The following is a 22,573-nucleotide window of genomic DNA, read 5'->3' on the forward strand; positions in this document are numbered from 1 at the left end:
ACGGTGGTGGGCCTGTTCGACTGGCCCGCCCGTGCTTGAAGACCCTGGAGCGCAACGCGGACTCGGCGGTCTTGGACGATGAAGAAGCCCGCGCCCGCCTTGACCCGGTCCGGGGTTGGACGAACGTCGGGGGACCTGCCCGCCCAGGCAGGTCCCCCGACTCGATCCCCCTGCGGTCAGCCTCGCGACCTCACCGTCACCGGGACTTTCGACAGGCCGATGGTGCCCGCCGACGGGTTGAAGATCTCCAGCACGAACTGCTCGTCCGGCAGCTGCTCGTCGGTGAACAGGCGGACCTTCGCCACGCCCCGGGTCTCACCGACGGGGATGGTGACGACGCCGTCGCGCACGGGGTAGTAGCCCGGTTTGCCGTCGCCCACCTGGATGGTGCGGTAGTGGATGGTGATCGGCGCGCGGGCCGGGGCCGACGTGTGCAGGCCGATCTCGGCGGTGCCCTGGGAGCGCCAGCAGATCTTGCCGCCGTCGAGGGACGTGTCCAGCGGGGGCCGGTCGTCGTCGATGATCTGGCCGACGCCCAGGTTGTCCGCGATCACCAACCCCTGCGGCGAGTGCAGGCGGACCGCGAAGGTCTCCTCGTACTCCGGTGCCGCGTCACGGGCGATGGTGACCGAGACGGTCTTGGTGTCCGTCGTGCCGTTCCAGGTCAGGGTGCCCGAGGTCGGCGTGTAGTCGACGCCGGGGGTGGCGGTGCCGGGATCGGTCGTGTAGTCGACCGACCCGCTGGCCGCGCACCCGGGTGGGGCGGTGACGGAGACCGAGAAGCTGAACGTGGTCGTCCCGGCGCCGGTGCCCTCGTACTGGCGGTAGTCACCCACCGCCACACTCGCGGGCGCGCAGCCCGAACCGCTCGCGTACGCCGGTACCACCGGCAAGGCCGCGACCACCACCGCCGCGGCGAGCACCATTGCCCTCATGGACTCGATCCCTTTCGTGTAGCCGCCCTGGGACTGGGTAGCGCACCCCGGTTGTGGATCGGTTGTGGCGCCGCCACCGGCGGACCCGTTCACGGGGCCGACCAGCCGTGACGTCGAGGCGGCGGTGGACGTCCCGGAATGTTCACCGGACCGCGAACAAGCCGCGCCCATCGAACGACCTCGCCACGAGGAGACCGGCCGGCAACACGGGCGCCGTGCCAGAAGCCCCCCATGCGCGCGCGTTGTGGCGCCACGAGCTGCTACGGGAACGATGGGAGCAGGCACGGCACCAACGGCCGAGGCTTAGCGGGCTGTGCCGCAGCGGAGTGCCGCGCGAACGGTTGCGGCACGAGCACCCGACACCCCGGCAGCGAGCCATTCGGGTGCGGACCACGGTCGGCGGCAGCCAGCCGAAGCAGCGCCCGCCTGGTCAGCAACTGTTTAACCACCCCGCCCAGACCCAGGACAGCCCCCGCCCTCCTCCGGGGGGACAGCCCTGCTCCAGTCTATCGGCGCGAAGACTGCTGGGAAGGGGCCGCGATTTCCTGTGGATGAGCGGCGGGGATGTGGACAACCGCACGAGGGCGGATCCGGGCGCGACCAAGATCAAGAGCGGGGCCACCGAGCACCGAGCACCGAGCACCGAGCACCGAGCACCGAGCACCGAGCACCGAGCACCGAGCACCGAGCACCGAAGCCAACCCACCCCTATCTCGATAGTGGATTGTGGGTAGTTCGACAAAAGTTATGCGAAAGTGACACTCGAGGATCGTTCGCGGCTCCGCCCGACCTACCCGGGCGGAGCCGCGAACCACCTAGTTGAAGTCCTTGCCCAGCCGCAGGGCGTCGACGCTGATGCGCTTCATCTCCTGCTTGTGGATCTCCGGGTCGGGGTCCGGGCTGGCCGTGTCCGACTCGGCGATGATGACGTCCCGATCGAGTGACATGGCCGAGAAGCCGCCCCGGCTCAGGCGGGCCAGGCCGGGGACCACCACGCGTTTCTCGCGCAGGAGGTCGTTGACGCTGCCCGTGTCGTCCGAGCGGACGAGCAGTTCCAGTTTCTCGGCGGCGGCCCGGTCCGGCATGCGCACCACGCTGACGCTGGTGTACACCGTTCGACCGTCATCCATCGGGGTGATGAAGACGGCGCGCGACAACTGCCTGCACTGGTTCTCCACCAGGAACTGCTTGACCTTGCCGTACGCGTGCGCCGCGCAGTCGCTGTCCCGCAGCGGCTCGACGGTCTCACCCATCCGCTGGAACAGGAACTCACCCTGCACGGGGACGGGCGCGGGCGGTGGTGGCTGTTCGTCACCGGAGGTGAGCACCAGGACCAGCCCCGCCACCACCGCGGCGACCACCGCACCGGCTGCGGGCAGCAACCACCGCGGCCGGGCTTTCGCGAGGACGAGCGCCAGCAGGCGCGCGCGGGGGCGCGCGGCGGGGGCGGGCTCGGGCTCGACGGGGGGCTCTATCACCTGGGTGACGGCGAACGGCTGGAACGGCGGCTCGAACGGGGCCTCGACGGCCCCCCTCGGCGCCTTGGCGCTCCAGGGCAACTCGTCCGGGAGCGTGCTCACGATCACGGCAGGCGCGGGGGCCGGTTCGGCCGGGCGCGGCGGGAACTTCGGCAGCTCTCGCATCCCCTGATCGGGTGAAGGTAGATGATCCGACACGGGAGCAGACAGTAGCGTAATCCGCTCGTTATACAACGATCGTGGCGATAGACACACCGTGCAACCGATTTGGCCGCTTCCCCGCAGTTAGTGGTGAGGACTACTCAAATCGCGCCGTGTCGCCCGCGCCGCGCCGCACGATCTCCGGTTCGTCCTCCGAGAAGTCGATCACCGTGGTCGGCACCGTGCCGCATTCCCCGGAGTCGATGACCGCGTCGACCACGTGGTCGAGGGCCTCTTTGATCTCCCAACCGGACACCATCGGCTCGTTCTCGCCGGGCAGCAGCAACGTACTGGACAACAGCGGTTCGCCCAGTTCAGCGAGCAGCGCCTGGGTGACGGTGTGATCGGGGATGCGAACACCCACCGTGCGCTTCTTCGGGTGCAGTAGCCTGCGGGGCACCTCCTTCGTGGCAGGAAGGATGAACGTGTAACTACCCGGCGTCGCCGATTTGACCGCACGGAACACCGCGTTGCCAAGATGCACGAACTGGCCCAATTGAGCGAAATCCTGACACATCAGGGTGAAGTGATGCCGATCATCCAGACCGCGGATCTGCCGGATCCGGTCGATGCCGTCGCGATTGCCCAGCGCGCAGCCGAGCGCGTAGCAGGAATCGGTGGGGTAGGCGATCAGTCCGCCATCCCGCACCAGGTCCACCACCTGCAGGATCGAGCGCCGCTGCGGGTTGTCCGGGTGCACGTCGAAGTACTTCGCCATGGCGGGAGTCTACGGAGCCGCGCCCACCCCGCCGGGAAACACTGTCCAGGCAGGAGCGATCCTGAGTATGGACACGAACGGGTGAACAACCGGGTGACAAGTCGGCAGCGGGGAGTGACGTGACACGGTGGAGTCTGGGGGTCGACCTCGGCACGAGCTTCACGTCCGGGGCGGTCGCCACCGCCGACCGGGTCGAGGTGCTCGAGGTCGCCGGTGAGCGCCGCATCCCCTCGACGGTGCTGCTCGACGGCTCGGGCAAGCTCCTCGCGGGTGGCGTGGCGCAGCGCATGGTCGGCCGTTCACCCGATCGTGCGGAGCGCAACCCGAAGCGGTACGTCGGCAGGCGACCCATGGTGCTCGGCGGCGAGCTGATCACCGCGCAGCAGGCGCTGGGGGCGCTGCTGGGGCAGTACGTCGACGCCGCGCGCGCCCGGTTCGACGGGTCCGCCCCGTCGGTACTGGTGCTCACCCACCCGGTCGCGTGGTCGGAGGCCCAGCGCACGGTACTCGGCGAGGTCGCGGAGCTGGTGCTGCCGGGGGTGCCGGTCGAGCTGGTGGCCGAGCCGGTCGCCGCGGCCGTGCACTACGGGGCCACCTACGGCCACCCACGATCGGGTGATGGGCAGGACAGCGTCGCGGTGTACGACCTGGGCGGCGGGACCTTCGACACGGCGGTGCTGTCGTTCACCGAGTCCGGGTTCACCGTGGTGGGCGCACCGGCGGGTGACCCCGAGATCAGTGGCGAGACGTTCGACGAGCGGGTGTTTCACCACTTCGGGGAGCAGCTGAGCGCGTTGAACCCCCAGTGGTGGGAGCAGGTGAGCACGAGCGGTGACCGGCGGTGGCTGGCCGCGGCGACCGACCTGCTGACCGACGCCCGGCTGGCCAAGGAGTCGCTGTCCGAGCACGACGACGCCGGGCAGTACGTGGTCGGCGCGGACGCGGACGTGCGCATCACCCGTCCGGAGTTCGAGGCGCTGATCGCCGACGACGTGGCGCGCACGACGGCGCTGCTGGCCAAGAGCCTGGCGGAGAGCGGGCGGTCGCCGGAGCAGCTGCGCGGGGTGTTCCTGACGGGTGGCGCCAGCCGGATCCGGCTGGTGGAGGAGACGCTGCGGGCCAGCTACAACGACCTGGTGCGGACGGTGCACGACCCGAAGGCCGTGGTGTCCCTGGGGGCGGCGCGCTGGGCCCAGCGGTCACTCAAACCCGCCCCACCCACCCCAGTGAGTGACCCCGGTGTGGGTGAGAAAACCCAGGTGGTGCGGATCCCGTCACCGAACGGACCGTTCCCGGTGCTGGCCACGGGCGTGCTCGAGGCCGTCGCGGCCAACGGCGTCCTGTACACGTGGGGCGTCGGCGAGGGCGGTGGCCACCGGGTCCGCCTGCTGGACGGCAACGGCCGAGTGGAGCGCGAGCTGCCGATGGCCCGGATCGTCGGGTGGGCCGTCGCCGAGCACTTGGTGCTCATCGCCGAGCGACGCGGCACGGCGGTGCGGGTGCACGCGCTGAGCCCGGACCTGATCATCCTGAACACCGTCGACCTGCTCACCCCGCACGATCCGTGGCTGATCGCCCAGGCGGGCACCGGCTGGGTGTTCCTCCGGGGGACATCGACACGCCCAGTGAACAACGCCGACGGCCTCCCCTGGGGCGAACTGGCCGACCCCGCCTTCCTCGTCGTCCGCCCGACCACCGCCTTCACCCCCGTGACGGCCCAGCCCACTCCCCTGGGCCCGACCGCCACCTGGTTCATCAACGAAGACGGCACCCGGCGGCGGCTCCTGGACCCGTCCATGCCCAGTTCGGTACCACCCACCCCCTTGGGGGACGGCCGTTCGTGCGCGCTGATCCTGGGCCGCACCAGCCGCCGCCGGACCGGACTGCGGTCGCGGGCCATTGTGCCGAGCCAAACCCTGGCCACGCTCGACGCCACCGGCGAGTTGTCCGTGGTCGCCGAACAACAGGACACCACGGGATTGTGGGCGCACCAACTGCTTTACAAGGACAATTGGTTCCTGGCCACCAACCTGGGCTTAGAAACGTTCGAGGGAACAGACCGCCGCTTGTTCGTGGAACGCCCACCGGCAGGCACCGCCCGCTGGATAGCCACCGCGACCCACCTGTACGGCCTGGTACAAGACTCCCTGATCCCGAACCGCGGCCTGTCCCTGCACCTATACGACGAAACCCGCCCGCGCGTGTTGGGCACTTTCCCGGGCCTGTTGGGAAACCTCGCCTCGGTCGTCCCCACGGAATCCCCCAGAATCCGCGTGGACGGCGACCGGATCTGGCTGGCCACCAGAACCAGCGAAAACGCCTCCCAGGTCCTCCTGGTCGACGGCGACCGCGTGGAGAAGGTCACCACCGCCCCGGGCTGGCTGGAACCCCTCGGCCAGGGCTACGCCCTGCACACCCCGAAACCCCCACCCGGCGACGACCGAACCACCCCCACGGCCCTGGTCCGCCTCCCCGGCTAGGGCAGGCTCGGCTCGACCAACTCGGCCACGGTCTTGGCCTGAGGACAGAGCTCACTCGTACCAGTGCCCACGATCAGCACATCCACGCGCGAGGTCTGCGTGATCCCGAGCGAGACAATGCACCCCACCTTGTTGGTGCCCAACGCCTGAACACCCTCGTGCCTTCCGATCCGCACCGGAGTCCGCTCGCCCTCAGCGACCAACTCTTCGACTCCGCGCTCCTTGTAGTAGGTGATACCGATTGTGAAGCTGTCGGCTAGACGCTCCTTCGACACCCTCCACTCGCAGGAGGTATAGCTCTTCGTCTCCTTCTGCTTCGGCTTCTCGGATGTACCGAACGTCCGCAGGTCGGATTCCGCAAGCCATCCACACGGCTTGAGAGCGGACGTGTTCGATTCCGATGGGCCAGTGGTGGTCTTGTCGGCTCCGCCGCTGGTCGGAGGCGTGGATGACCCCTCGGTGTTGGCTTGCCCACCCGTGGTCGTCGTACACCCCGCGAGAAAGGCAACCGACACTGCTGCTTGGGCCCACCAGCGTGAACGCTTCACCGGGATCTAACGACCTTCCGAGTTGAGACTGGCGTTGGTCTGCTCGACCTCAGCATAGTTCGCCATGGCGGCCTGGATGGCCTCATCCGCCTTGATCAGCGACTCGCGCAGCTCCAAGACCCTTGTGACAAAGCCGTTCGCGTCACCAGCCACCTGTTGCATGAACGGCTTCATGATCTCGGCGTTGTTCGAGCTGCCCAGCTTGGGCACCTGCTGAAGCTTCTCGAACTCGAACCTCTGGCTATCAATCCACGCGACCATGTTGCGGATGGCCTGTCGCAGGGCCTCGCCGCCACGGGCGTTGACGGCGAAGCCGCCTTGGTTGGCGGTGGACAGGAAGCTGTCCACCGATGCCGCGGAGAGGGAGCCTCCGCCGCCGTCTGAGTCTCGCATGGGGCCTCCGCCGAAGGGGTGAGTCGGGGGTACGGTAGCAATGTTGCCGTCACCGCAACGGGGGAATCCCGGGCTTGGTGGAGAAGTCACATCGGGTGGGTTAGGCCCAGGTCAGGGGCTTGAGTTCGTCCCCCACCGCGATAGTGCCCGGGGTGGTCACCGCGTACTTCGTGCCGAAGGCGATGCCGTCCGGGGTCCGGCGGTAGGTGGCGAGGGTGCGGAGTGGTTCCGGGCCCTCACGAGTTCCGGTGCGCTGGTTGACCACCGTCACGGCACAACGGATCGCGGGCTTCGTGTACCCCAGGGCGACATCACCGATTCGGCAAGTGCGCAACGAGTCCTCGGCATAAGGGAAAACGCCCGTGATGACTATGTTGGGACGGAAGCGATCGAGGGGCACAGCGGGCAAGCGGGTGCGGAGGTCGTCGTAAGACTCCAGTGACAGCAGGTGGATCGCGCTGCTGTCGGCGAAACCGGAAGTACCCGGGGTTTCTCCCGTGGCGACCCGGTCGTGGTCCAACGGTACGCGCACCAAGCGGCTTGGGGATCCCAGGACGTCGGTGAACCAAGCCGCCGCGTCGTCGCCTTGGTCTATGGCGCGGTAGGGGTCTCCGAACATCGTTACCGGGCGCGGAGGAGACAGCAGGTCGACGGGCACGGTGATCTCGCCGTGCGAATGGGCGCGCAGGACCAGTTTGTCCGCCGTGGCCTCGGGGTGGATCACGGCCAACCGAGGGTCTCGGCGCTGCGACCGGGACACACCCGACGCGTCCACGACCATGAACGCCCGGTCGTGCGCCAGGCCCGCCGGGCCCACCGCGGACTCCGCCAAGGCCGTCCCGGCACAGCCCTTGACCGGGTACGCGTGCAATCCGGCAACTGTGATCACGGCACCGACGCTACCGGGGAGTGCGGCCCCGTCAAGGCTGATCGGGGGGCTGTCAGAAGACTTGGCCGGGGCCGCACTCACGACGTCGCCCCGCGCGACGCCGGTGTTACATCACCACCCCCGACCGCTCCCCGCGTACACCACCGCCTGGTCCGCGCCACCGAGCTCGAAAACCTCGTGCAGCGCCCGCACGGCCCGGTCCAGCTCGCTCTCCCGGCACAGCGCGGACAGGCGCAGTTCGGACGTGGCGACCTGGGTGATCTCCACCTCCAGCGCGGCGAAGGTCTCCCAGAACGCACCGGTGGCGGCGCGGATGCCCGACCCCACCAGGGAAATCTTGCCGATGCCCACGTCGACCGACACCGATTTCAGGCCCAGCTCGGCTTCCAGCAGCTCCGCGGTCGCCACCGCCGACGAGCGCGGGACGGTGAACGAAAGGGCAGCCCCTAAGGCGGGCATGTCCACCTCGACGCCCGTACCGGCCAGCACCCGGAAGACGCGGGCGACCAGCGCCGGGTCGTCGGCCACCCCGGCGACCGTGACCAGCGCGCTCGAGCGGTCGTGGGCGATGGCGGTGACGGTTTCCTTCTCCATGTCCCTCTCCACAACCTCTCCGGCGGGCTCGGCCACGATCGTCCCCGGCTCATCGGTGAACGAGGACCGCACGTGCAGCGTGACGCCGTGGCGCCGCGCGTACTCGACCGAGCGTGTCATGAGCACCCTGGCCCCGTTGGCGGCCAGTTCCAGCATCTCCGCGTAGCCGACGCGGGGCAGCAGCCGCGCGGTCGGCACGACCCGCGGGTCCGCGGTGCACACGCCGTCGACGTCGGTGTAGATCTCGCAGACGTCGGCGCGCAGGGCGCCCGCGATGGCGACCGCGGTGGTGTCGGACCCGCCGCGGCCCAGGGTCGTCACGTCGTCGGTGTCCTTGCACAGCCCCTGGAAGCCCGCGACCAGCACGATCCGGCCGCGGTCCAGTTCCTGCCGCACCCGTGTGGGCAGCACGTCGACGATGCGCGCGCTGCCGTGGTCGCCCGTGGTGAACACGCCTGCCTGCGGGCCGGACAGCGACGTCGCCGGGTGCCCGAGGTCGGTCAGCGCGATGGCCAGCAGCGCGTTGGAGATCCGCTCGCCGGAGGTGAGCAGCATGTCCATCTCGCGCGGCGAACCGGGGGTGCGGGACACCCGGGCGGCCAGGTCGAGCAGTTCGTCGGTCGTGTCGCCCATGGCGGACGCGACGACGACCACGTCGTGCCCGGCCTCCTTCGTCGCGATCACCCGCCGGGCCACCTCGGTGATGCGCTCGGCCGAACCGATCGAGGAGCCACCGTACTTCTGCACGACGAGTGCCATGTCAACCCCGCTCCCCCAGTCCGAGCCGACCGAGGACGCCGATCAGGATGTCGCACGCCATGTCCACGACCTCGGCGGTGACGTTGAGCGGCGGCAGCAGCCGCACGACGCGGTCGTCGCGGCCGCCGAGTTCGAGGATCAATCCCTCGTGCAGCACCGAATCCCGTACCTTGGCGGCGAGTTCCGGCGCGGGTGTGCCGTCTGGCGCGTCGGTGAGTTCGATGCCCCACATCAGGCCGAGGCCCCGGATGTCGCGCACGGCCGGGTGCCACGCGATTTCCGCGAGCCGCTTGGAGACCTGCTCGCCGCGTCGGCGGACGTTGCCCAGCACGTCGTCGCGCTCGATGACGCGGACCGCCTCGACGCCCGCGGCGAACGCGAGCTGGTTGCCGCGGAAGGTCCCCGTGTGCGAACCGGGTTTCCACGCGTCGAGCTTGCGGTCGTACAGGATGACCGCGACCGGCGCGCCGACGCCGCTGAGCGCCTTGGACGCGACGACGACGTCCGGTTCGATGCCGTACTGCTCGAACGCGAACCAGGTTCCGGTCCGCCCGCAACCGGTTTGCACCTCGTCGACGATCAGCGGGATGTCGAGTTCCGCGGTCAGCGCACGGACCCGGCGGACGAACTCCGGCCGCGCGGGGATGACGCCGCCCTCGCCCTGCACCAGTTCGAGGATGACCGCGGCGGGCAGCGGCAAGCCGCCGTTGGGGTCGCGCAGGGACCGTTCCAGGTACTCGACGCAGTTGGTGGCGCAGGTGTCCGGGCGCAGCCCGAGCGGGCAGCGGGTGCAGGACGAGTAGGGGAAGAAGTGCACGCCCGGCAGGCCGTTGGCCACCGGGCTCTTCTGCGCGACGAGGCCGGTCAGCGCCATCGCGGTGGCGGTGGCGCCGTGGAAGCCGCCCTGGAAGGAGACGACGTCGCCGCGGCCGGTGGCGGTCTTGCACAGCTTGATCGCGGCGTCGACCGCGTTGGCCCCGGTCGGACCGCAGAAGTGGATCTTGGTGCGTTCCCGCATGGTGGGCGGCAGCATCGCCAGCTGCGCCTCCACGAAGGCCGCCTTGGCCGGGGTGGGGAAGTCGAGGCCGTGGGTGAGCACGCCGAGTTGGTCGACCATGGCCGCGACCAGCTCGGGGTGGTTGTGCCCCAGGGAAAGCACACCCGCGCCCGCGAGGAAGTCGATGAAGACGTTGCCGTCCACGTCGCGCACGAAGCTGCCCTGGCCGCGCTCGATCGCGATCGGCAGACCGCGTGGGTAGCTGCGGGCGTTGGATTCGGTCTGCTCCTGGCGGGCCAGGTACCGCGCCGAACGCGCGCCCGGTAGCGCGCCGTCGACGTGCGGCAGGCTCATCGCCACGATGAGGTCGGTCATTCGCTCACTCCTGGTTCCTTAACACCGTGTGTCGTGGTGGGACTTTCGGTGAGTCCGGCGGCGGGGGTCGCCCCGCCCTGCCGGGCGTCGCCTCCGCCGTGCCGCGGTTCGGGAGGAGTCCATTGTGGTCGGTGCCGCCGCCGCGGACCGGGCCGGGGCGGATCGACGCGTTCGGATTCCGACTGCGCGCATTAACAGTTTCACCGTGGCACTGGAGGCATGCGAAACATAACTGTTGCTAACTATCCCCACCTACGCCCTTCGGGGTAGAAGAATTCACAACCTATTACCCAAAAGGAGTAGCGTTCCAATGTTCTTTGCCATTCACTCAGGTGACATGTGAACGTTTGCCCACCAAAGTCTCGCCAGTCAAGCCGTTGACAACGTGATAGGTACATAACGTTCGACCATAGCGGGCATCAATTCAGTCTCAAGTATGCGAGACGGAAGGTCGTGCCGGTCCGGATGCCGCACGGACGTGGGCCGTACGGGCGAAGACTGCAAATTGCAAGGGCCTGCCGAAAAGCGGGTCGTCCTTACCGACGAGTGAGATTGCGGACTTTAACACGCACCCGATGAGCGGATGTGAGGTGAATGTGGGACGATGCGCGGCCCCAGTGCGTCAATAGCCGGCGGGCACGAAGGGTGATCGGGTTGATAACCCGACCGGACGCTTTGCGAAAGGTTGATACGCGCTTGAGTAGAAAAAGGGGACGACATCGGCGGGAACGACCGTCGTCCGGGTGAATCCCGCTGTCGACCGCACCGGCGGCTCGACCGACCTCGTTCCGGGCGCGGTGTTGGCGCACCCGCTCGGACGGCGACCGGAGCGGGGAGGCGGTCGCGATCGGACACCTGGCCCTACTCGCCGTGCTGCGGACGGTCGCACCGGCCGTGCTCCTGGTCGACCAGCGCGCCGCGGGCGCGGTTCACGATCCGGGACTAGGCCGGTTCCGCCGGGGCGGTCGCTCGACGTACCAAGTGTCCGACCACTCCGTCCGCGAGCGCGCGGGCGGCCCCTGGAACGGCGGAGCGCCGGAGCGGGGCACGGCCCCCGCGAGGGGGCGTGCGGTGCTCCGGCGCTCCGGCGGACGCGCGGGTGGGCCCGCTCAGTACTCGTCGCCGCCCCAGAAGATCTCCTCCAGCTGGTCGCCGGTGCCCGCGAGCAGCTCCAGGGGGTCGGTGAACTCGTGGATGTCCAGGTCCTTGAGCGGCAGCGAGTGCCGCAGGACGACGTGGTCGCCCATGATCGCGGCGCCGCAGGCGATGCTGGAGTGGCCGATCTCGGTGAGGACCGCCTTCAGGTCCACCTTGTCCGCCAACCCCAGCGGCGTGGCGATTTGCACCCATTCGTGCTTGCTGTCCAGGATCTCCAGGGCGACGATGACCACCTGGGTGCGCTCGTCCTCCTCGTCCTGCTGCTCGAAGTTGACCAGGATCCGGAGCTGGTCCTCCTCCTCGGAGATGACCTCGTACTCTTCGCGGACGTACTGCGCGAGGTCGCGCCATGTCGACATGCGCACAGCGTAGCGGGGCGAACACGCGATCGGATCCGGTCGTGTGCGTATCCACCGCCGACAGGTGAACTCCCGCAACCCCCGTTCCGGGGACTGGTCTCCTGCTCCACGCCGCCCGGACCGGGCAGGCGCGATGCCAGACGAGACCCAAGAGACCCGGCCGCCGGCGGTCACGACATCAACTACGGGATGCGGCACATCAGCGCCAGGCACGGCAACGTCACGTCGCGGGCGCAGCGGAACCACCTGGTGGCGTGCGTCCGGCGGGTGCTGACCCAGGGGACGCCGCACCTCTTGGCGGACGAGAAGCAGTGCCAGGTCACGTACCAGGCCGGGGACGGCCGAACCTGGATCATGTTCGTGCGCGACCCCGGCTACCTGGACGACCCGGCGAGCCGGTGGGGCGTCGCGACCGTGTACCCGTGGCGGGCGAACCGCCCCTGGCTGCGCTGCACGGCCTGAAGCGGAACGGGGTGGCGACCGGCGACCGGTCACCACCCCGCCGCACGGCGCTGCCGCTAGTCGACGAAGGCGATCGTCGGCAGGTCGACGGAGCTGGCGCCCGCGTCGGCCGTCACGACGGCGCCGCTGACGATCGCGGCGTCCTTCGACGCCAGGAACGCGATGACCGACGCGATCTCCTCCGGCTCGGCCGGGCGGCCCAGCGGGCAGTTCTCCGTGACGACCTTGTACGCCTGCTCCCGGTCCAGGCCCTTGCCCGCCCCGAACGCCGCCATCTGCTCGTCCGCCATCGGCGTGCGCACCCAGCCCGGGCACACCGCGTTCGCGCGGACGCCGTCGCGGCCGTAGTCGCGGGCGATCGAGCGGGTCAGGCCGATGAGCGCGTGCTTGGTCGAGGTGTAGCCCGCGACACCGGGGCCCGCGAACAGACCGGCCAGCGACGAGACCAGCACGACCGAGCCGCCGCGCACCCGCAGCGCGGGCAGCGCCTCGCGGATGGTGACGAAGGCACTGGTCAGGTTGACGTCGAGGGCCAGCTTCCAGCCCGCGTCGTCGGTCTCCAGGGCGGTGCCGAGGCCGTGGCCACCGGCGTTGGCGACCACGCCGTCGAGCCTGCCGAACTTCTCCAGCGTCGCCGCCACGACGGCCTTCATGGCCGCCGAGTCCACCGCGTCGGCGGGCAGCACGAGCGCGCTCTCCCCCAGCGGGTCGGCGACCTCGCGCAGCGGGGCCTCGCGCCTGCCGGTGAGGACGACCTTGCCGCCCTCCTCGACCAGCCGGCGGGCCGTGGCCGCGCCGATCCCCGTGCCCGCCCCGGTGATCAGGGTGACCGTGTCCGCGAACCTCATGCGACCGTTCCTCTCGTCTTGATCGTCTGTCCACTCAGGTGGGCGCCGTCCGGCCCGAGCAGGCCGAGGACCGCCGCGGCGATGTCCTCGGGGACCAGGAAGTCCGTGCACCCCGGGGCGACCGCGCCGACCCGGATGCCCAGCGGGGCCACGTCCCCGGCCACCGCGGCGGTGAACCCGCGCACGGCGCCCTCGACGGCGCTGTGGTGCGCCATGTGCCCGCAGTCCGCGACGATCGTGACGATCGCCCCGCTGCCCTGGCCCTTCATCGCCCGCAACGCCGCCCGGGTCCCGTAGAACGTGCCGTCGAGGCGCACTCCCAGCGCCTCGTGCCACTGCTCGTCCGTGATGTCCATCGTGGACCCGGCGGCGGCCGGACCGCAGTCCCAGCCGCCCGTGTTGGTGACCAGCACGTCCAGCCTGCCGAAGTGGTCGACCACCGCGCGCACCGCGCCGTCGACCTGCACCGGGTCGGAGACGTCGGCGCTGACCACCATGCCGCGCCGGAGCCCGCGCGAGGCCAGCTCCGCCCCGGTCGAGTCACCGTCGAGCACCGCCACCGTGGCGCCCTCGTCGTCGAGCATCCGCGCGACCGCGATGCCGACCCCGGAACCGGCCCCGGTGACCAGTGCCACCTTGCCGTCCATGCTGCCCATGACCGGGCACGCTAATTCCCGCCATGAGCGGTTACCCAGAGCCAGAACCCACTAGTGCGCAGCCGAACAACGATCGTTCGCTTCGAGGCAACTAGTTGGTCACGGCATGGGACAACCGGTGGTCCGACTTGCACCGAAGCCGGACCACCGGTTGGGTCTTTTTACTTGCCAGCCTTGCCGAACTGCGGCGTGTGCAGGTCGCCGACGGCCACGTGGATGGCGCGCACGTCGCTGTAGAAGTCGATGCTGTGCACACCGCCTTCCTGGCCAACACCACTGGCCTTGATGCCGCCGAACGGGGTCCGCAGGTCGCGCACGTTGTGCGAGTTGATCCAGACCATGCCCGACTGCACCGCGCGCGCGACGCGGTGGCCGCGCTGCAGGTCACTGGTCCAGACATATCCGGCCAGCCCGTACTTGGTGGCGTTGGCCAGCTCGATGGCCTCCTCCTCCGTGTCGAACGGCGTCACGCCGACGACCGGGCCGAAGATCTCCTCCTGGAAGATCGTGGCGTCCGGGCGGACGTCGGCGAACACGGTCGGCTGCAGGAAGTTGCCCTCCGGCAGGCCCTCGGGGCGCACGCCACCGGCCACCAGCCGGGACTCGCGCTTGCCGATCTCGACGTACTCCATGACCCGCGCGTAGTGCTCGGGGTGGATCAGCGCGCCGACCTCGGTGGTCGGGTCGGCGGGCAGGCCGACGCGCACGGCCGCCGCGCGGGCGCCCAGCGCCTCGACGAACCGGTCGTAGATCTCGCGCTGGACCAGGACCCGCGAGCTGGCGGTGCAGCGCTCGCCGTTGAGGGAGAACACGCCGAACACGGCGGCGTCCACGGCCCGGTCGAAGTCGGCGTCGGCGAAGACCACGCAGGGCGACTTGCCGCCCAGCTCCATCGACACCTCCTTGAGGTTGTCGGCCGAGGAGCGCATGATGATCTGCCCGGTGCCGCTCTCACCGGTGAACGAGATGCGCGGGACGTCCGGGTGCGACACCAGCGCCGCACCGGCCTGCTCACCGATGCCGTGCACCAGGTTGAACACGCCGTCCGGCACGCCCGCCTCGGTCATGATCTCCGGCAGCAGGCTCGCCGACAGCGGCGACCACTCGGCGGGCTTGAGCACCACGGTGCAGCCCGACGCGAGGCTGGGGGCCAGCTTCCAGGTCTCCAGCATGAACGGGGTGTTCCACGGGGTGATCAGACCCGCGACACCGGCGGGCTGGCGCACCGAGTAGTTGACCTGCTTGTCGCCCACGACGTAGGCCTCGTCGTGGATGGCCACGATGACGTCGGCGAAGTAGCGGAAGTTCTCCGCCGCGCGGTGCGCCTGGCCGCGGGCCTGGGTGATCGGCAGACCGGTGTCGAAGGTCTCCAGCTCGGCCAGGCGCTCGGCGCGCACCTCGATGCCGTCGGCGATCTTGTTCAGGATCTTGGCGCGCTCGCGGGCGCTCAGCCGCGGCCACGGGCCCTCGGTGAACGCGCGCTTGGCGGCGGCCACGGCGAGGTCGATGTCGGCGGCGTCACCGGCGGCGACGCGGCCGTAGACCTCGTTGGTGACCGGGTCGGCGACCGGGAAGGTCGCACCGTCCACACTGGACGCCGGCTTGCCGTCGATGAAGTGCCGCAGGTCGCTGGGCAGGTCGGCAGGGCGGGGGACGACTGGCTCGGTCATGCTTGTTCTCCTTGGCGGGTCGGCGGGGGCGTCAGTTGGCGGGGCGGACGAGCAGGTGCTCGGCCTGGGCGCGCAGGGCGTTGATCTTCTCCAGGCCCTTGGCGGTCGGCTCGATCAGCGGCGCGCGGACGAACCCGCTCTCGATGAGGCCGAGGTTCTTCAGGATGTGCTTGGCGGGCGCGGGGTTCGTCTCCACGAACAGCAGCTCCACCAGCGGCGCGAGCTGGTAGTGCAGGTCGATGGCGCCCTCGTGGTCGCCGGAGACGTAGAGCTCGTACATCCGCGCGACCGCGGCGGGCGCGATGTTCGCCAGCGCCGAGACGAAGCCGATGCCGCCGATGGCCAGCAGCGGCAGGCACAGCAGCTCGATGCCCGACCACATCAGGAAGTCGCGCCCGCACTTGTGCAGCACGTGCGAGAAGTGCTCGAAGTCCTTGGTGGTCTCCTTGATGCCCACGATGTTGTCGTGGTTGCGGCGCAGCGTCGCCACGGTGTCCGGGGCGATGTCCAGCGCGGTGCGCGAGGGCACGTTGTAGACCACGATCGGCAGGTCGGGGAACTCCCGCGCCACGGTGCCGTACCAGGCGATCAGGCCCTCCTGGGTGGGACGGCTGTAGTACGGGGTGATGACCAGCGCGATGTCGGCGCCGAGGTCCTGCGCGGCGGCGGTCAGCTCCAGCGTCTCGTCGAGCTTGGTGGAGCCGGTGCCCGGCAGGAACGGCACGCGGTCGTCGATCACCTCGGCCACGGCCTTCATCGCGGCGATGCGCTCGGCGATGGTCTGCGCGCTGGGCTCACCGGTGGAGCCGCCGATGGAGATGCCGTGCGAGCCCGAGTCGAGCTGCCAGCGCACGAGGTTGCGCAGGCCGTCGAGGTCGACGGCGCCGTCGGCGGTGAACGGGGTGACCACCGGGGCGATGGAGCCCTTGACCGCGGCGGGGGTGGAGCGGAACTTCATTGCTTCTCCAGGATCAGGCGCGGGTGGAGACCGCGGTGACGGTGTTGAGCTTGTGCTGGCGGGCGAAGGCCTCGACGTCGGCGGCGGGCGCTCCGGTGCGGAGCAGGCGTAAGAGCTCGTCGTGCTCCTCGACCGACTCCCTGGCCCGTCCGGGGATTAGGCTGAACGTGGAGCGGCGCAGCACGTCCAGCAGGTTCCACTCGCGGGTGATCAGGTCCCGCAGGTGCGGGTTGGGGCAGCCCCCGCACAGCAGGAGGTGGAACTCCCGGTTGAGCCGGGTGAAGCCCAGCGGGTCGAACTCGGTGAGCGTGGCCCGCATCCGGTCGTTGAGCTTCTCGGCACGCGACAGCAGCGTCGGGGTGGCCTTGGCGGTCGCCATGGCGTGGCCCTCCAGCAGCGCCAGCGTGTGCATGGCGTGCCGGTACTGGTCCGGGTCGACGCCCGCGACCTGGGCACCGACGTTGCGCTCGAAGATGACCCAGCCCTCGGCCTCCAGCCGCCGCACCGCCTCGCGGATCGGCACGGCGCTGATGCCGAGGTCGCGGGCGATCCGGTCGAAGACCAGCCGGGTGCCGGGGCCGTACCAGCCGTCCACGATGCGCTCCTTGAGCGTCTCGTAGGCGTACTGGGTCTTGGAGCGGCCCGCGAGCGCCGGGATGGTGACCGAGGTGGTCATCGCCCGTCCCACTCGGCGTACTTGGCCTTCCAGGTCGCGTTCATCGGGTACAGGCCGTCGACCGACTCGCCCTCGTCGACGCGGGCCAGGATGAACTTCTCCTGGCGCTCCATCTCCAGCGCGTCCTTGGCGACCTCGTCCACGATGGCGGGCGGGATCAGGATGACGCCCTCGCCGTCGCCGACCAGCACGTCGCCGGGGCGCACCAGGACGCCCGCGCAGGCCACGTCCACGCCGATCTCCCACGGCACGTGCTTGCGGCCGAGGACCGCGGCGTGCGCGCCCGCGGAGTAGGTCGGGATCTCCAGTTCGCCGAAGGACGGGCTGTCCCGCAGGCAGCCGTCGGTGACGATGCCGACCGCGCCGCGGCGGGCCGCGCGCAGGGCCAGGATGTCGCCGATGGTGCCCGCGCCGTGCTCGTCGCGGCAGTCGATGACCAGCACCTGGCCGGGGCCGATGGCCTCGACGGCGCGCTTCTGCGCGTTCATGCCGCCGCCGCGCTCGTCGAACATGTCCTCGCGCAGCGGCAGGTACCGCAGCGTGTGCGCGACGCCGACCATCCGCAGGTCGGCGCGCGCGGGGGCGAGTCCGGTGAGGAAGGTGTGGTTGAGCCCGCGCTTGCGCAGCTGGCTCGACAGCGTCGCGGTGGACACCGCGTTGAGGGCGGCCTCGGTCTCCGGCTTGATGGACGGGACGTCCTTGCCGAACGCGATGCCCTTGTCCACGGCGGTCACCTGGGGGCGGGCGCCGGGCTTGGGCAGCTCGTCGTCGGCCTCGACGACGGTGTTGACCAGGCGCTCGGCGTCGCCGATGGCGACCTCGACGACGTCACCGGGCTCGACGACGGTGGCGCCGGTCGGGGTGCCGCAGAGGATGATGTCGCCGGGCTCCAGCGTGATGGTGCGGGAGAGGTCGGCGACCAGGTAGCCGAAGTCGAACAGCAGCTCGTCGACCTTGGCCTCCTGCACCAGCGTGCCGTTGACCCAGGTGCGCAGGGTCAGGTCGGCGGTGCGGGGGTCCAGCAGGGCGGAGCCGACGGGGGTGAAGCCGTCGGAGCCCTTGCTGCGCAGGTTGGAGCCGCGGTCGGCGTAGCGCAGGTCGTGCACGCCGAAGTCGTTCGCGGCGGCGACGCCCGCGATGTAGTCCAGGGCGTCCGAACGCTTCACGTTCTTGGCGCGCTTGCCGATGACTACGGCGATTTCGCCCTCGAACGCGGAAAGGACGGTGCCCTTGGGACGGACGAGGTCCTGGCCGGTCGCCGCGAGTGACGACGGCGGCTTGAGGAAGTAGGACGGCTCCTCCGGGAACCGGCCCCGCTCGGCCGCGCGGCTGCGGTAGTTCAGGTGCACCGCGATGATCTTGGTCGGCTGGATGCCCAGCGGGTGCGCGCTCACGCGGGCACCGGGAAATCAACGATGACCTGGCCGGTGCCGGAGCTCGGGAAGTAGTCGCAGAGCTGCTCGCCCTTGCCGGAGTAGTCCTTCCACCCGAGGAGGCCGAACATCATGGCGGTGTCGGCCATGGCGGCCTCGCCGGTGCAGCGCTCGTTGTAGGTCGGGAGGGTCTCGAGGAACTCGGCGATGCGGCCCTCGCGCCACTGGTCGAGCACGATCCGGTCGGCCTGCTCGTTGAACGGGTTGGAGATCGTGTTGAGGTACTGGGAGGAGATCTCGTTCGTGGGGAACTGGTGCGACAGGGACCCGCTGGCCAGGAACGCGACCTTGCGGTCGGAGCGCTTGATGGCACGCAGCATGGCCTCGCCGACGCGGCGGTTCTCGTCGATCGTGGAGTAGATGTTGCAGCCGATCGGGAGCACGTCGAGCTGCCGGGCGCCCTCGGTGTTGTCGGGGCGGTTCATGAAGTGCATCGGGACCAGCGTGGCGTACTCGAGGCCGAGGTCCTTGACGTCGTGGACCAGGGCTTTCTGTCCACCGGCGTTGATCTCCTCGCCGATGAGCCGGGCCAGGTCGGGGGCGCCCGCGTAGTCGTACTCCAGGTCGGCGATGAAGTGCGGCAGCTCGTGCGAGGCGTAGCTGCCGTGGTGCTGGGCCTTGCCGTTGAGGTGGAAGCCCATGCTGTTCATCCAGTGCGAGTCCGCCACCAGGAAGGTGTCGGCGCCGCGGTCGCGCGCCCGCTTGCCCACCTCGGCCAGGCCGAGCTCCGCGGGCCTGCGGATGCCGTGGTTCTTGCCGGGCTGGATGGACAGCCAGATCGACGGCACGTGCGTGATCTTGGCGGCCAGGACCAGCTCACCCATGGTGACCTCCTCCATAGAGGGAATCATGTAGCGGATCGCATATGATTCGTACTCCGACGGCGGCACACGCCACCGATGGGAACAGGTGTACCCCCTCGGAGCGTTGATTCCTTGGCGGGGCGTGCACTCCGGTTGACCGGGAGCGCATCGCAACATTGCGGGTAGGACTCGGTGCGAGGCCGAGCCTTGACGGGAACGGGCGTGAGGGAACAGTGTTCCCAGTCACGCAGGGTCACTCTGGCAAGGAGGTCAGCGTTGACGTACTCGGTGACGACGGCGGGCGCGCCGGCGGCGCAGCAGTTCGACCTGTGGGAGTCCGCGGTATCGCAGACCTTCGTGCCGCTGGAGGCCGCGCCGGGCGAGCGCTCGGCGTTCCGGGGCAGGCTGCGCGGGCAGAACCTGGGTAGCGTCGCCGTGTACGAGGCGACCGCCGACGCGCACACCGTACGTCGGACGCAGCGCGCCATCGCCAAGGGCAACCCCGAGGTGTACAAGCTGGGGTTGCAGCTGCACGGCTCCGCGCGACTCAGCCAGGACGGCCGCCAGGCGGCCTTGGACCCCGGCGACTTCGCCATCTACGACACCACCCGCCCGTATACGTTGGCCTTCGACGACGTCTCGTCCACTTTGGTCCTGATGTTCCCCCGCGACATGCTGTGCCTGCCATCCGGACACGTCGAACAGCTGACGGCTACACGCTTTAGTGGTGGATCCGGGGTGAGTGGGATCGTCAGCTCGATCCTGGTGCAGCTGGCCCGCAACCTCGACGATCCCCAGGTGTACGGCAGCGTGCGGCTGGCGAGGAACGTCGTGGACCTCCTGGGGACGGCGCTGGCAGACCGGGTGGACTACTCGAACGTGCCCGCGGAGTCGAGCCGGGGCGCGCTGCTGGTGAAGATCAAGTCCTATGTGGAGACGCACCTCAACGACCCGGCCCTGAGCCCCACGGAGATCGCCGCCGCACACCACATTTCGACCCGCTACCTGCACAAGCTCTTCAGCGACGCGGGCGTGACGGTGTCGGGGTGGATCCGCCAGCGGCGGTTGGAGCGGTGCGGTCAGGACTTGGCGGACCCGAGCAAGCAGCAACTGGCGATCGGAGCCATCGGAGCCCGCTGGGGCCTGGTGGACGCGTCATACCTGAGCCGGGCCTTCAAGACGGAGTACGGCCTGAGCCCTTCCGAATACCGCCAGCGCAGCGCCACTCACCGCAGCGACTAGCCCTCCCCAACGCCACTCCTCGCGGTGACCAGACCGTCACCCACCGTAGACAAACCGGCGATTCCCCACACTCCGTCACCCCTCCCCCGGTAGCATCGCGCTGACGGGGAGGAACACAACCATGCGCGATTCCGACGGCGGCGGCGGCTCCATCGCCCCGGACGTCTCCAACTTCCTGGGCTCCGCCCAATCCGGTGGCTTCGCCGTCAACGAACGCGGCGGCCAGGCCCTGCTCACTGCGATCGACAACATGACGTCGTGGATCGACGACAACGTCGTCGGCTGGGAGAAGCTGGCCCGAGAGCCCAAGCTGGGATCGACCAACAACGCCCAGGTGATGAAGCCGTTCATGGTGGCGGTGGCGAGCGACGATCGTGGGTTCATCACGCAGATGTCCGCGCTCCGTGAATCCCTGCTCAGCGCACGAGAAGCGATCGTGGCGGCCATTGCCAACTACAAGAACACTGAAGCGCGAGCAATGTCGAGCTATACCCAGACATAGGGCAGCACAGCTACCAAGTACACCACTACCGGATAGGACCGGCAGGCACATGCGCGCCAAGTCAAGCGCCGTACTCCTGGCAATACTCGCGGCAGCCGGCGTCTCCGGTTGCACGACATCCGCCACCGGGACTGCGACAACCCAACCCGGAACCTCACCGATTAGTGCGGGCACGTCGACCTCGTCCCTTCCCGCCAAGACATCGTCGAAACCCACGAGCTCAATGGCCGATATCGAGCCTTGCAGCGTACTCACCCCATCCATGAAAACGCAATTGCGCGTCACAGACGCGGGAAAACCCAGCGACATCGGTTCAGGGCGTTCTTGCGATTGGCACACAGCAGGGGAAAAGCGCCCTTGGGTGATTAGTGTTGTACTGTACGACAGCCTCGCGGTTGACGAAGTGCCCGATACCGCGAAAACCAAGCCCCTGCCGGACATCAACGGACGGAAAGCCATCCAGATAACCGGTGGCACCGCATTCAAAGCTTGCACGGTATCAATGGCGGTTGCCAAGAAGAGCAGTGTGGCCGCGATCGTCATGGCGGACAACGATGAGACCAAAGGGTGCGAACTCGCTCGCACCATCGCCGAGTTGATCGATCCCACCCTGCCGCGCGAGTAGGAACTGCTATTCAGCATTCCCAAGCACATTGCCACGATGGCCTGCTGGCCGATACCGACATCGCGGACTTGGCCAGTGTCGGGGCAGGAGAACCGCCCGTACCAATCCGTCGAAGAGTTCGGTACGTGTTCGATCGACATGGCGGTGCCCAGACAGTCCCGCACCGCCGTATCCGTAGTAGCGGGTACGCGCCCAGGTCAGAGCCTGTCAGCTCACGGTAGGCGAGGCCAAGGCGATTACAGGGGAGCCGATGCGCAGCGAGAGCCTGTACATCGCCGGGGTGTGGGTTCAACTGGCCGGGGCTGGGGAGTTCACCAGTCTTGACCCCGCTGCCGGGACTCCGATCGCCACGTTGGTGGACGCGGGCGCGGCCGAGGTGGACGCGGCTCGGGCGGCGGCATCGGCGTCCGCTGGGGTTTGATGGACGCGTCATACCTCAGCCGAGCCTTTCAAGGCCGAGTACGGCCTGAGCCCCTCCGAATACCGCCAACGCAGCGCCACCCACCGCAGCGACTAACCCTCCCCAACGCCACTCCTCGCGGTGACCAGACCGTCACCCACCGCAGGCAAACCGGCGATTCCCCACACCCCGTCACCCCTCCCCCGTAGCATCGCACTGACAGGGAGGGAAGAACCACACCATGCGCGACTCAGACGGCGGCGGCTCCATCGCCCCCGACATCTCCCACTTCCTGGGCGCCGCCCAATCCGGCGGCTTCGCCGTCAACGAACGCGGCGGCCAGGCCCTGCTCACTGCGATCCGGAACATGATCGACTGATCGACGCGAACCGGGCCAACTGGGCGATTCTGACC

Annotated in this window: 23 protein-coding genes; 7 read left to right on the forward strand and 16 right to left on the reverse strand. The window is 69.3% G+C overall.

Annotation, left to right across the window (positions count from 1 at the left end; translation table 11 throughout):
- Nucleotides 1-176: 176 nt before the first annotated feature.
- The 3 genes from CLV40_RS19555 to CLV40_RS19570 all read right to left on the reverse strand — a co-directional run bounded on the left by CLV40_RS19555 (nucleotide 177) and on the right by CLV40_RS19570 (nucleotide 3,332).
- Nucleotides 177-935 carry a Calx-beta domain-containing protein gene (locus CLV40_RS19555; RefSeq protein WP_146108110.1) on the reverse strand — a complete coding sequence of 253 codons (759 nt, stop codon included), beginning with the start codon at nucleotides 933-935 and terminating at the stop codon, nucleotides 177-179.
- 815 nt (nucleotides 936-1,750) lie between these two features.
- Nucleotides 1,751-2,578 carry a hypothetical protein gene (locus tag CLV40_RS19565; protein WP_104480395.1) on the reverse strand — a complete coding sequence of 276 codons (828 nt, stop codon included), beginning with the start codon at nucleotides 2,576-2,578 and terminating at the stop codon, nucleotides 1,751-1,753.
- Nucleotides 2,579-2,711: 133 nt separating this feature from the next.
- Nucleotides 2,712-3,332 carry an L-threonylcarbamoyladenylate synthase gene (locus tag CLV40_RS19570; protein WP_104480396.1) on the reverse strand — a complete coding sequence of 207 codons (621 nt, stop codon included), beginning with the start codon at nucleotides 3,330-3,332 and terminating at the stop codon, nucleotides 2,712-2,714.
- Between the two features lie 119 nt (nucleotides 3,333-3,451).
- Here CLV40_RS19570 and CLV40_RS19575 point away from each other — a divergent pair, with 119 nt between their 5' ends.
- Nucleotides 3,452-5,812, forward strand: a complete 2,361-nt coding sequence (locus CLV40_RS19575) for an Hsp70 family protein (RefSeq protein ID WP_104480397.1) — start codon at nucleotides 3,452-3,454, stop codon at nucleotides 5,810-5,812.
- Here CLV40_RS19575 and CLV40_RS19580 read toward each other — a convergent pair.
- From CLV40_RS19580 to CLV40_RS19605, 6 genes are all read right to left on the reverse strand, one after another.
- Nucleotides 5,809-6,360, reverse strand: coding sequence for a DUF3558 domain-containing protein (locus tag CLV40_RS19580; protein ID WP_181043598.1), 552 nt, complete (start codon nucleotides 6,358-6,360; stop codon nucleotides 5,809-5,811). The genes CLV40_RS19575 and CLV40_RS19580 overlap by 4 nt on opposite strands.
- 6 nt (nucleotides 6,361-6,366) lie before the next feature.
- The gene (locus CLV40_RS19585) at nucleotides 6,367-6,753 is read right to left on the reverse strand and encodes a hypothetical protein (RefSeq protein ID WP_104480399.1); all 387 of its coding nucleotides are present in this window, start codon (nucleotides 6,751-6,753) and stop codon (nucleotides 6,367-6,369) included.
- Nucleotides 6,754-6,853: 100 nt separating this feature from the next.
- Nucleotides 6,854-7,642, reverse strand: a complete 789-nt coding sequence (locus tag CLV40_RS19590; protein ID WP_104480400.1) for an MOSC domain-containing protein — start codon at nucleotides 7,640-7,642, stop codon at nucleotides 6,854-6,856.
- A 111-nt stretch (nucleotides 7,643-7,753) separates the two neighbouring features.
- The gene (locus tag CLV40_RS19595) at nucleotides 7,754-8,995 is read right to left on the reverse strand and encodes an aspartate kinase (protein ID WP_104480401.1); all 1,242 of its coding nucleotides are present in this window, start codon (nucleotides 8,993-8,995) and stop codon (nucleotides 7,754-7,756) included.
- A gap of 1 nt (nucleotide 8,996) precedes the next feature.
- A complete protein-coding gene (locus tag CLV40_RS19600) occupies nucleotides 8,997-10,367 on the reverse strand; it encodes an aspartate aminotransferase family protein (RefSeq protein WP_104480402.1) in 1,371 nt (456 codons plus the stop codon).
- A 1,109-nt stretch (nucleotides 10,368-11,476) separates the two neighbouring features.
- Nucleotides 11,477-11,884, reverse strand: coding sequence for a type III secretion system chaperone family protein (locus CLV40_RS19605; protein WP_104480527.1), 408 nt, complete (start codon nucleotides 11,882-11,884; stop codon nucleotides 11,477-11,479).
- A 189-nt stretch (nucleotides 11,885-12,073) separates the two neighbouring features.
- Between CLV40_RS19605 and CLV40_RS19610 the strand changes: the two genes are divergently transcribed.
- Nucleotides 12,074-12,346 (forward strand): hypothetical protein, encoded by a 273-nt coding sequence (locus tag CLV40_RS19610; protein ID WP_104480403.1) that lies wholly within the window; start codon nucleotides 12,074-12,076, stop codon nucleotides 12,344-12,346.
- A gap of 56 nt (nucleotides 12,347-12,402) precedes the next feature.
- On the opposite strand, the gene CLV40_RS19615 is transcribed toward CLV40_RS19610, so the two are convergent.
- The 7 genes from CLV40_RS19615 to hpaD form a co-directional block, all read right to left on the reverse strand.
- Nucleotides 12,403-13,194, reverse strand: coding sequence for an SDR family NAD(P)-dependent oxidoreductase (locus tag CLV40_RS19615; RefSeq protein ID WP_104480404.1), 792 nt, complete (start codon nucleotides 13,192-13,194; stop codon nucleotides 12,403-12,405).
- Nucleotides 13,191-13,850, reverse strand: coding sequence for an SDR family NAD(P)-dependent oxidoreductase (locus tag CLV40_RS19620; RefSeq protein WP_104480405.1), 660 nt, complete (start codon nucleotides 13,848-13,850; stop codon nucleotides 13,191-13,193). Before CLV40_RS19620 ends, CLV40_RS19615 begins: the two co-directional genes overlap by 4 nt.
- A 161-nt stretch (nucleotides 13,851-14,011) precedes the next feature.
- Entirely contained in the window at nucleotides 14,012-15,520 is a 1,509-nt protein-coding gene (gene hpaE / locus CLV40_RS19625; RefSeq protein ID WP_104480406.1) for a 5-carboxymethyl-2-hydroxymuconate semialdehyde dehydrogenase, read from the reverse strand.
- A gap of 31 nt (nucleotides 15,521-15,551) precedes the next feature.
- On the reverse strand, nucleotides 15,552-16,478 hold the full coding sequence (gene dapA, locus CLV40_RS19630) for a 4-hydroxy-tetrahydrodipicolinate synthase (RefSeq protein ID WP_104480407.1): 927 nt from the start codon (nucleotides 16,476-16,478) through the stop codon (nucleotides 15,552-15,554).
- 13 nt (nucleotides 16,479-16,491) lie between these two features.
- Nucleotides 16,492-17,154 carry a GntR family transcriptional regulator gene (locus CLV40_RS19635; protein ID WP_104480408.1) on the reverse strand — a complete coding sequence of 221 codons (663 nt, stop codon included), beginning with the start codon at nucleotides 17,152-17,154 and terminating at the stop codon, nucleotides 16,492-16,494.
- A complete protein-coding gene (locus tag CLV40_RS19640) occupies nucleotides 17,151-18,548 on the reverse strand; it encodes a fumarylacetoacetate hydrolase family protein (protein ID WP_104480409.1) in 1,398 nt (465 codons plus the stop codon). Before CLV40_RS19640 ends, CLV40_RS19635 begins: the two co-directional genes overlap by 4 nt.
- Nucleotides 18,545-19,411, reverse strand: coding sequence for a 3,4-dihydroxyphenylacetate 2,3-dioxygenase (gene hpaD / locus CLV40_RS19645; RefSeq protein WP_104480528.1), 867 nt, complete (start codon nucleotides 19,409-19,411; stop codon nucleotides 18,545-18,547). Before hpaD ends, CLV40_RS19640 begins: the two co-directional genes overlap by 4 nt.
- A 255-nt stretch (nucleotides 19,412-19,666) precedes the next feature.
- Between hpaD and CLV40_RS19650 the strand changes: the two genes are divergently transcribed.
- The 5 genes from CLV40_RS19650 to CLV40_RS39640 all read left to right on the forward strand — a co-directional run bounded on the left by CLV40_RS19650 (nucleotide 19,667) and on the right by CLV40_RS39640 (nucleotide 22,538).
- Nucleotides 19,667-20,632, forward strand: a complete 966-nt coding sequence (locus tag CLV40_RS19650; protein WP_104480410.1) for an AraC-like ligand-binding domain-containing protein — start codon at nucleotides 19,667-19,669, stop codon at nucleotides 20,630-20,632.
- Between the two features lie 121 nt (nucleotides 20,633-20,753).
- Entirely contained in the window at nucleotides 20,754-21,134 is a 381-nt protein-coding gene (locus CLV40_RS19655) for a hypothetical protein (RefSeq protein ID WP_104480411.1), read from the forward strand.
- Nucleotides 21,135-21,183: 49 nt separating this feature from the next.
- A complete protein-coding gene (locus CLV40_RS19660) occupies nucleotides 21,184-21,759 on the forward strand; it encodes a DUF3558 domain-containing protein (RefSeq protein WP_104480412.1) in 576 nt (191 codons plus the stop codon).
- Nucleotides 21,760-22,009: 250 nt separating this feature from the next.
- The gene (locus CLV40_RS19665; RefSeq protein WP_181043599.1) at nucleotides 22,010-22,180 is read left to right on the forward strand and encodes a hypothetical protein; all 171 of its coding nucleotides are present in this window, start codon (nucleotides 22,010-22,012) and stop codon (nucleotides 22,178-22,180) included.
- A 220-nt stretch (nucleotides 22,181-22,400) separates the two neighbouring features.
- Entirely contained in the window at nucleotides 22,401-22,538 is a 138-nt protein-coding gene (locus tag CLV40_RS39640) for a hypothetical protein (protein ID WP_245931399.1), read from the forward strand.
- Nucleotides 22,539-22,573: the final 35 nt, after the last annotated feature.

The organism is Actinokineospora auranticolor, from assembly GCF_002934265.1.
Classification (GTDB): domain Bacteria; phylum Actinomycetota; class Actinomycetes; order Mycobacteriales; family Pseudonocardiaceae; genus Actinokineospora; species Actinokineospora auranticolor.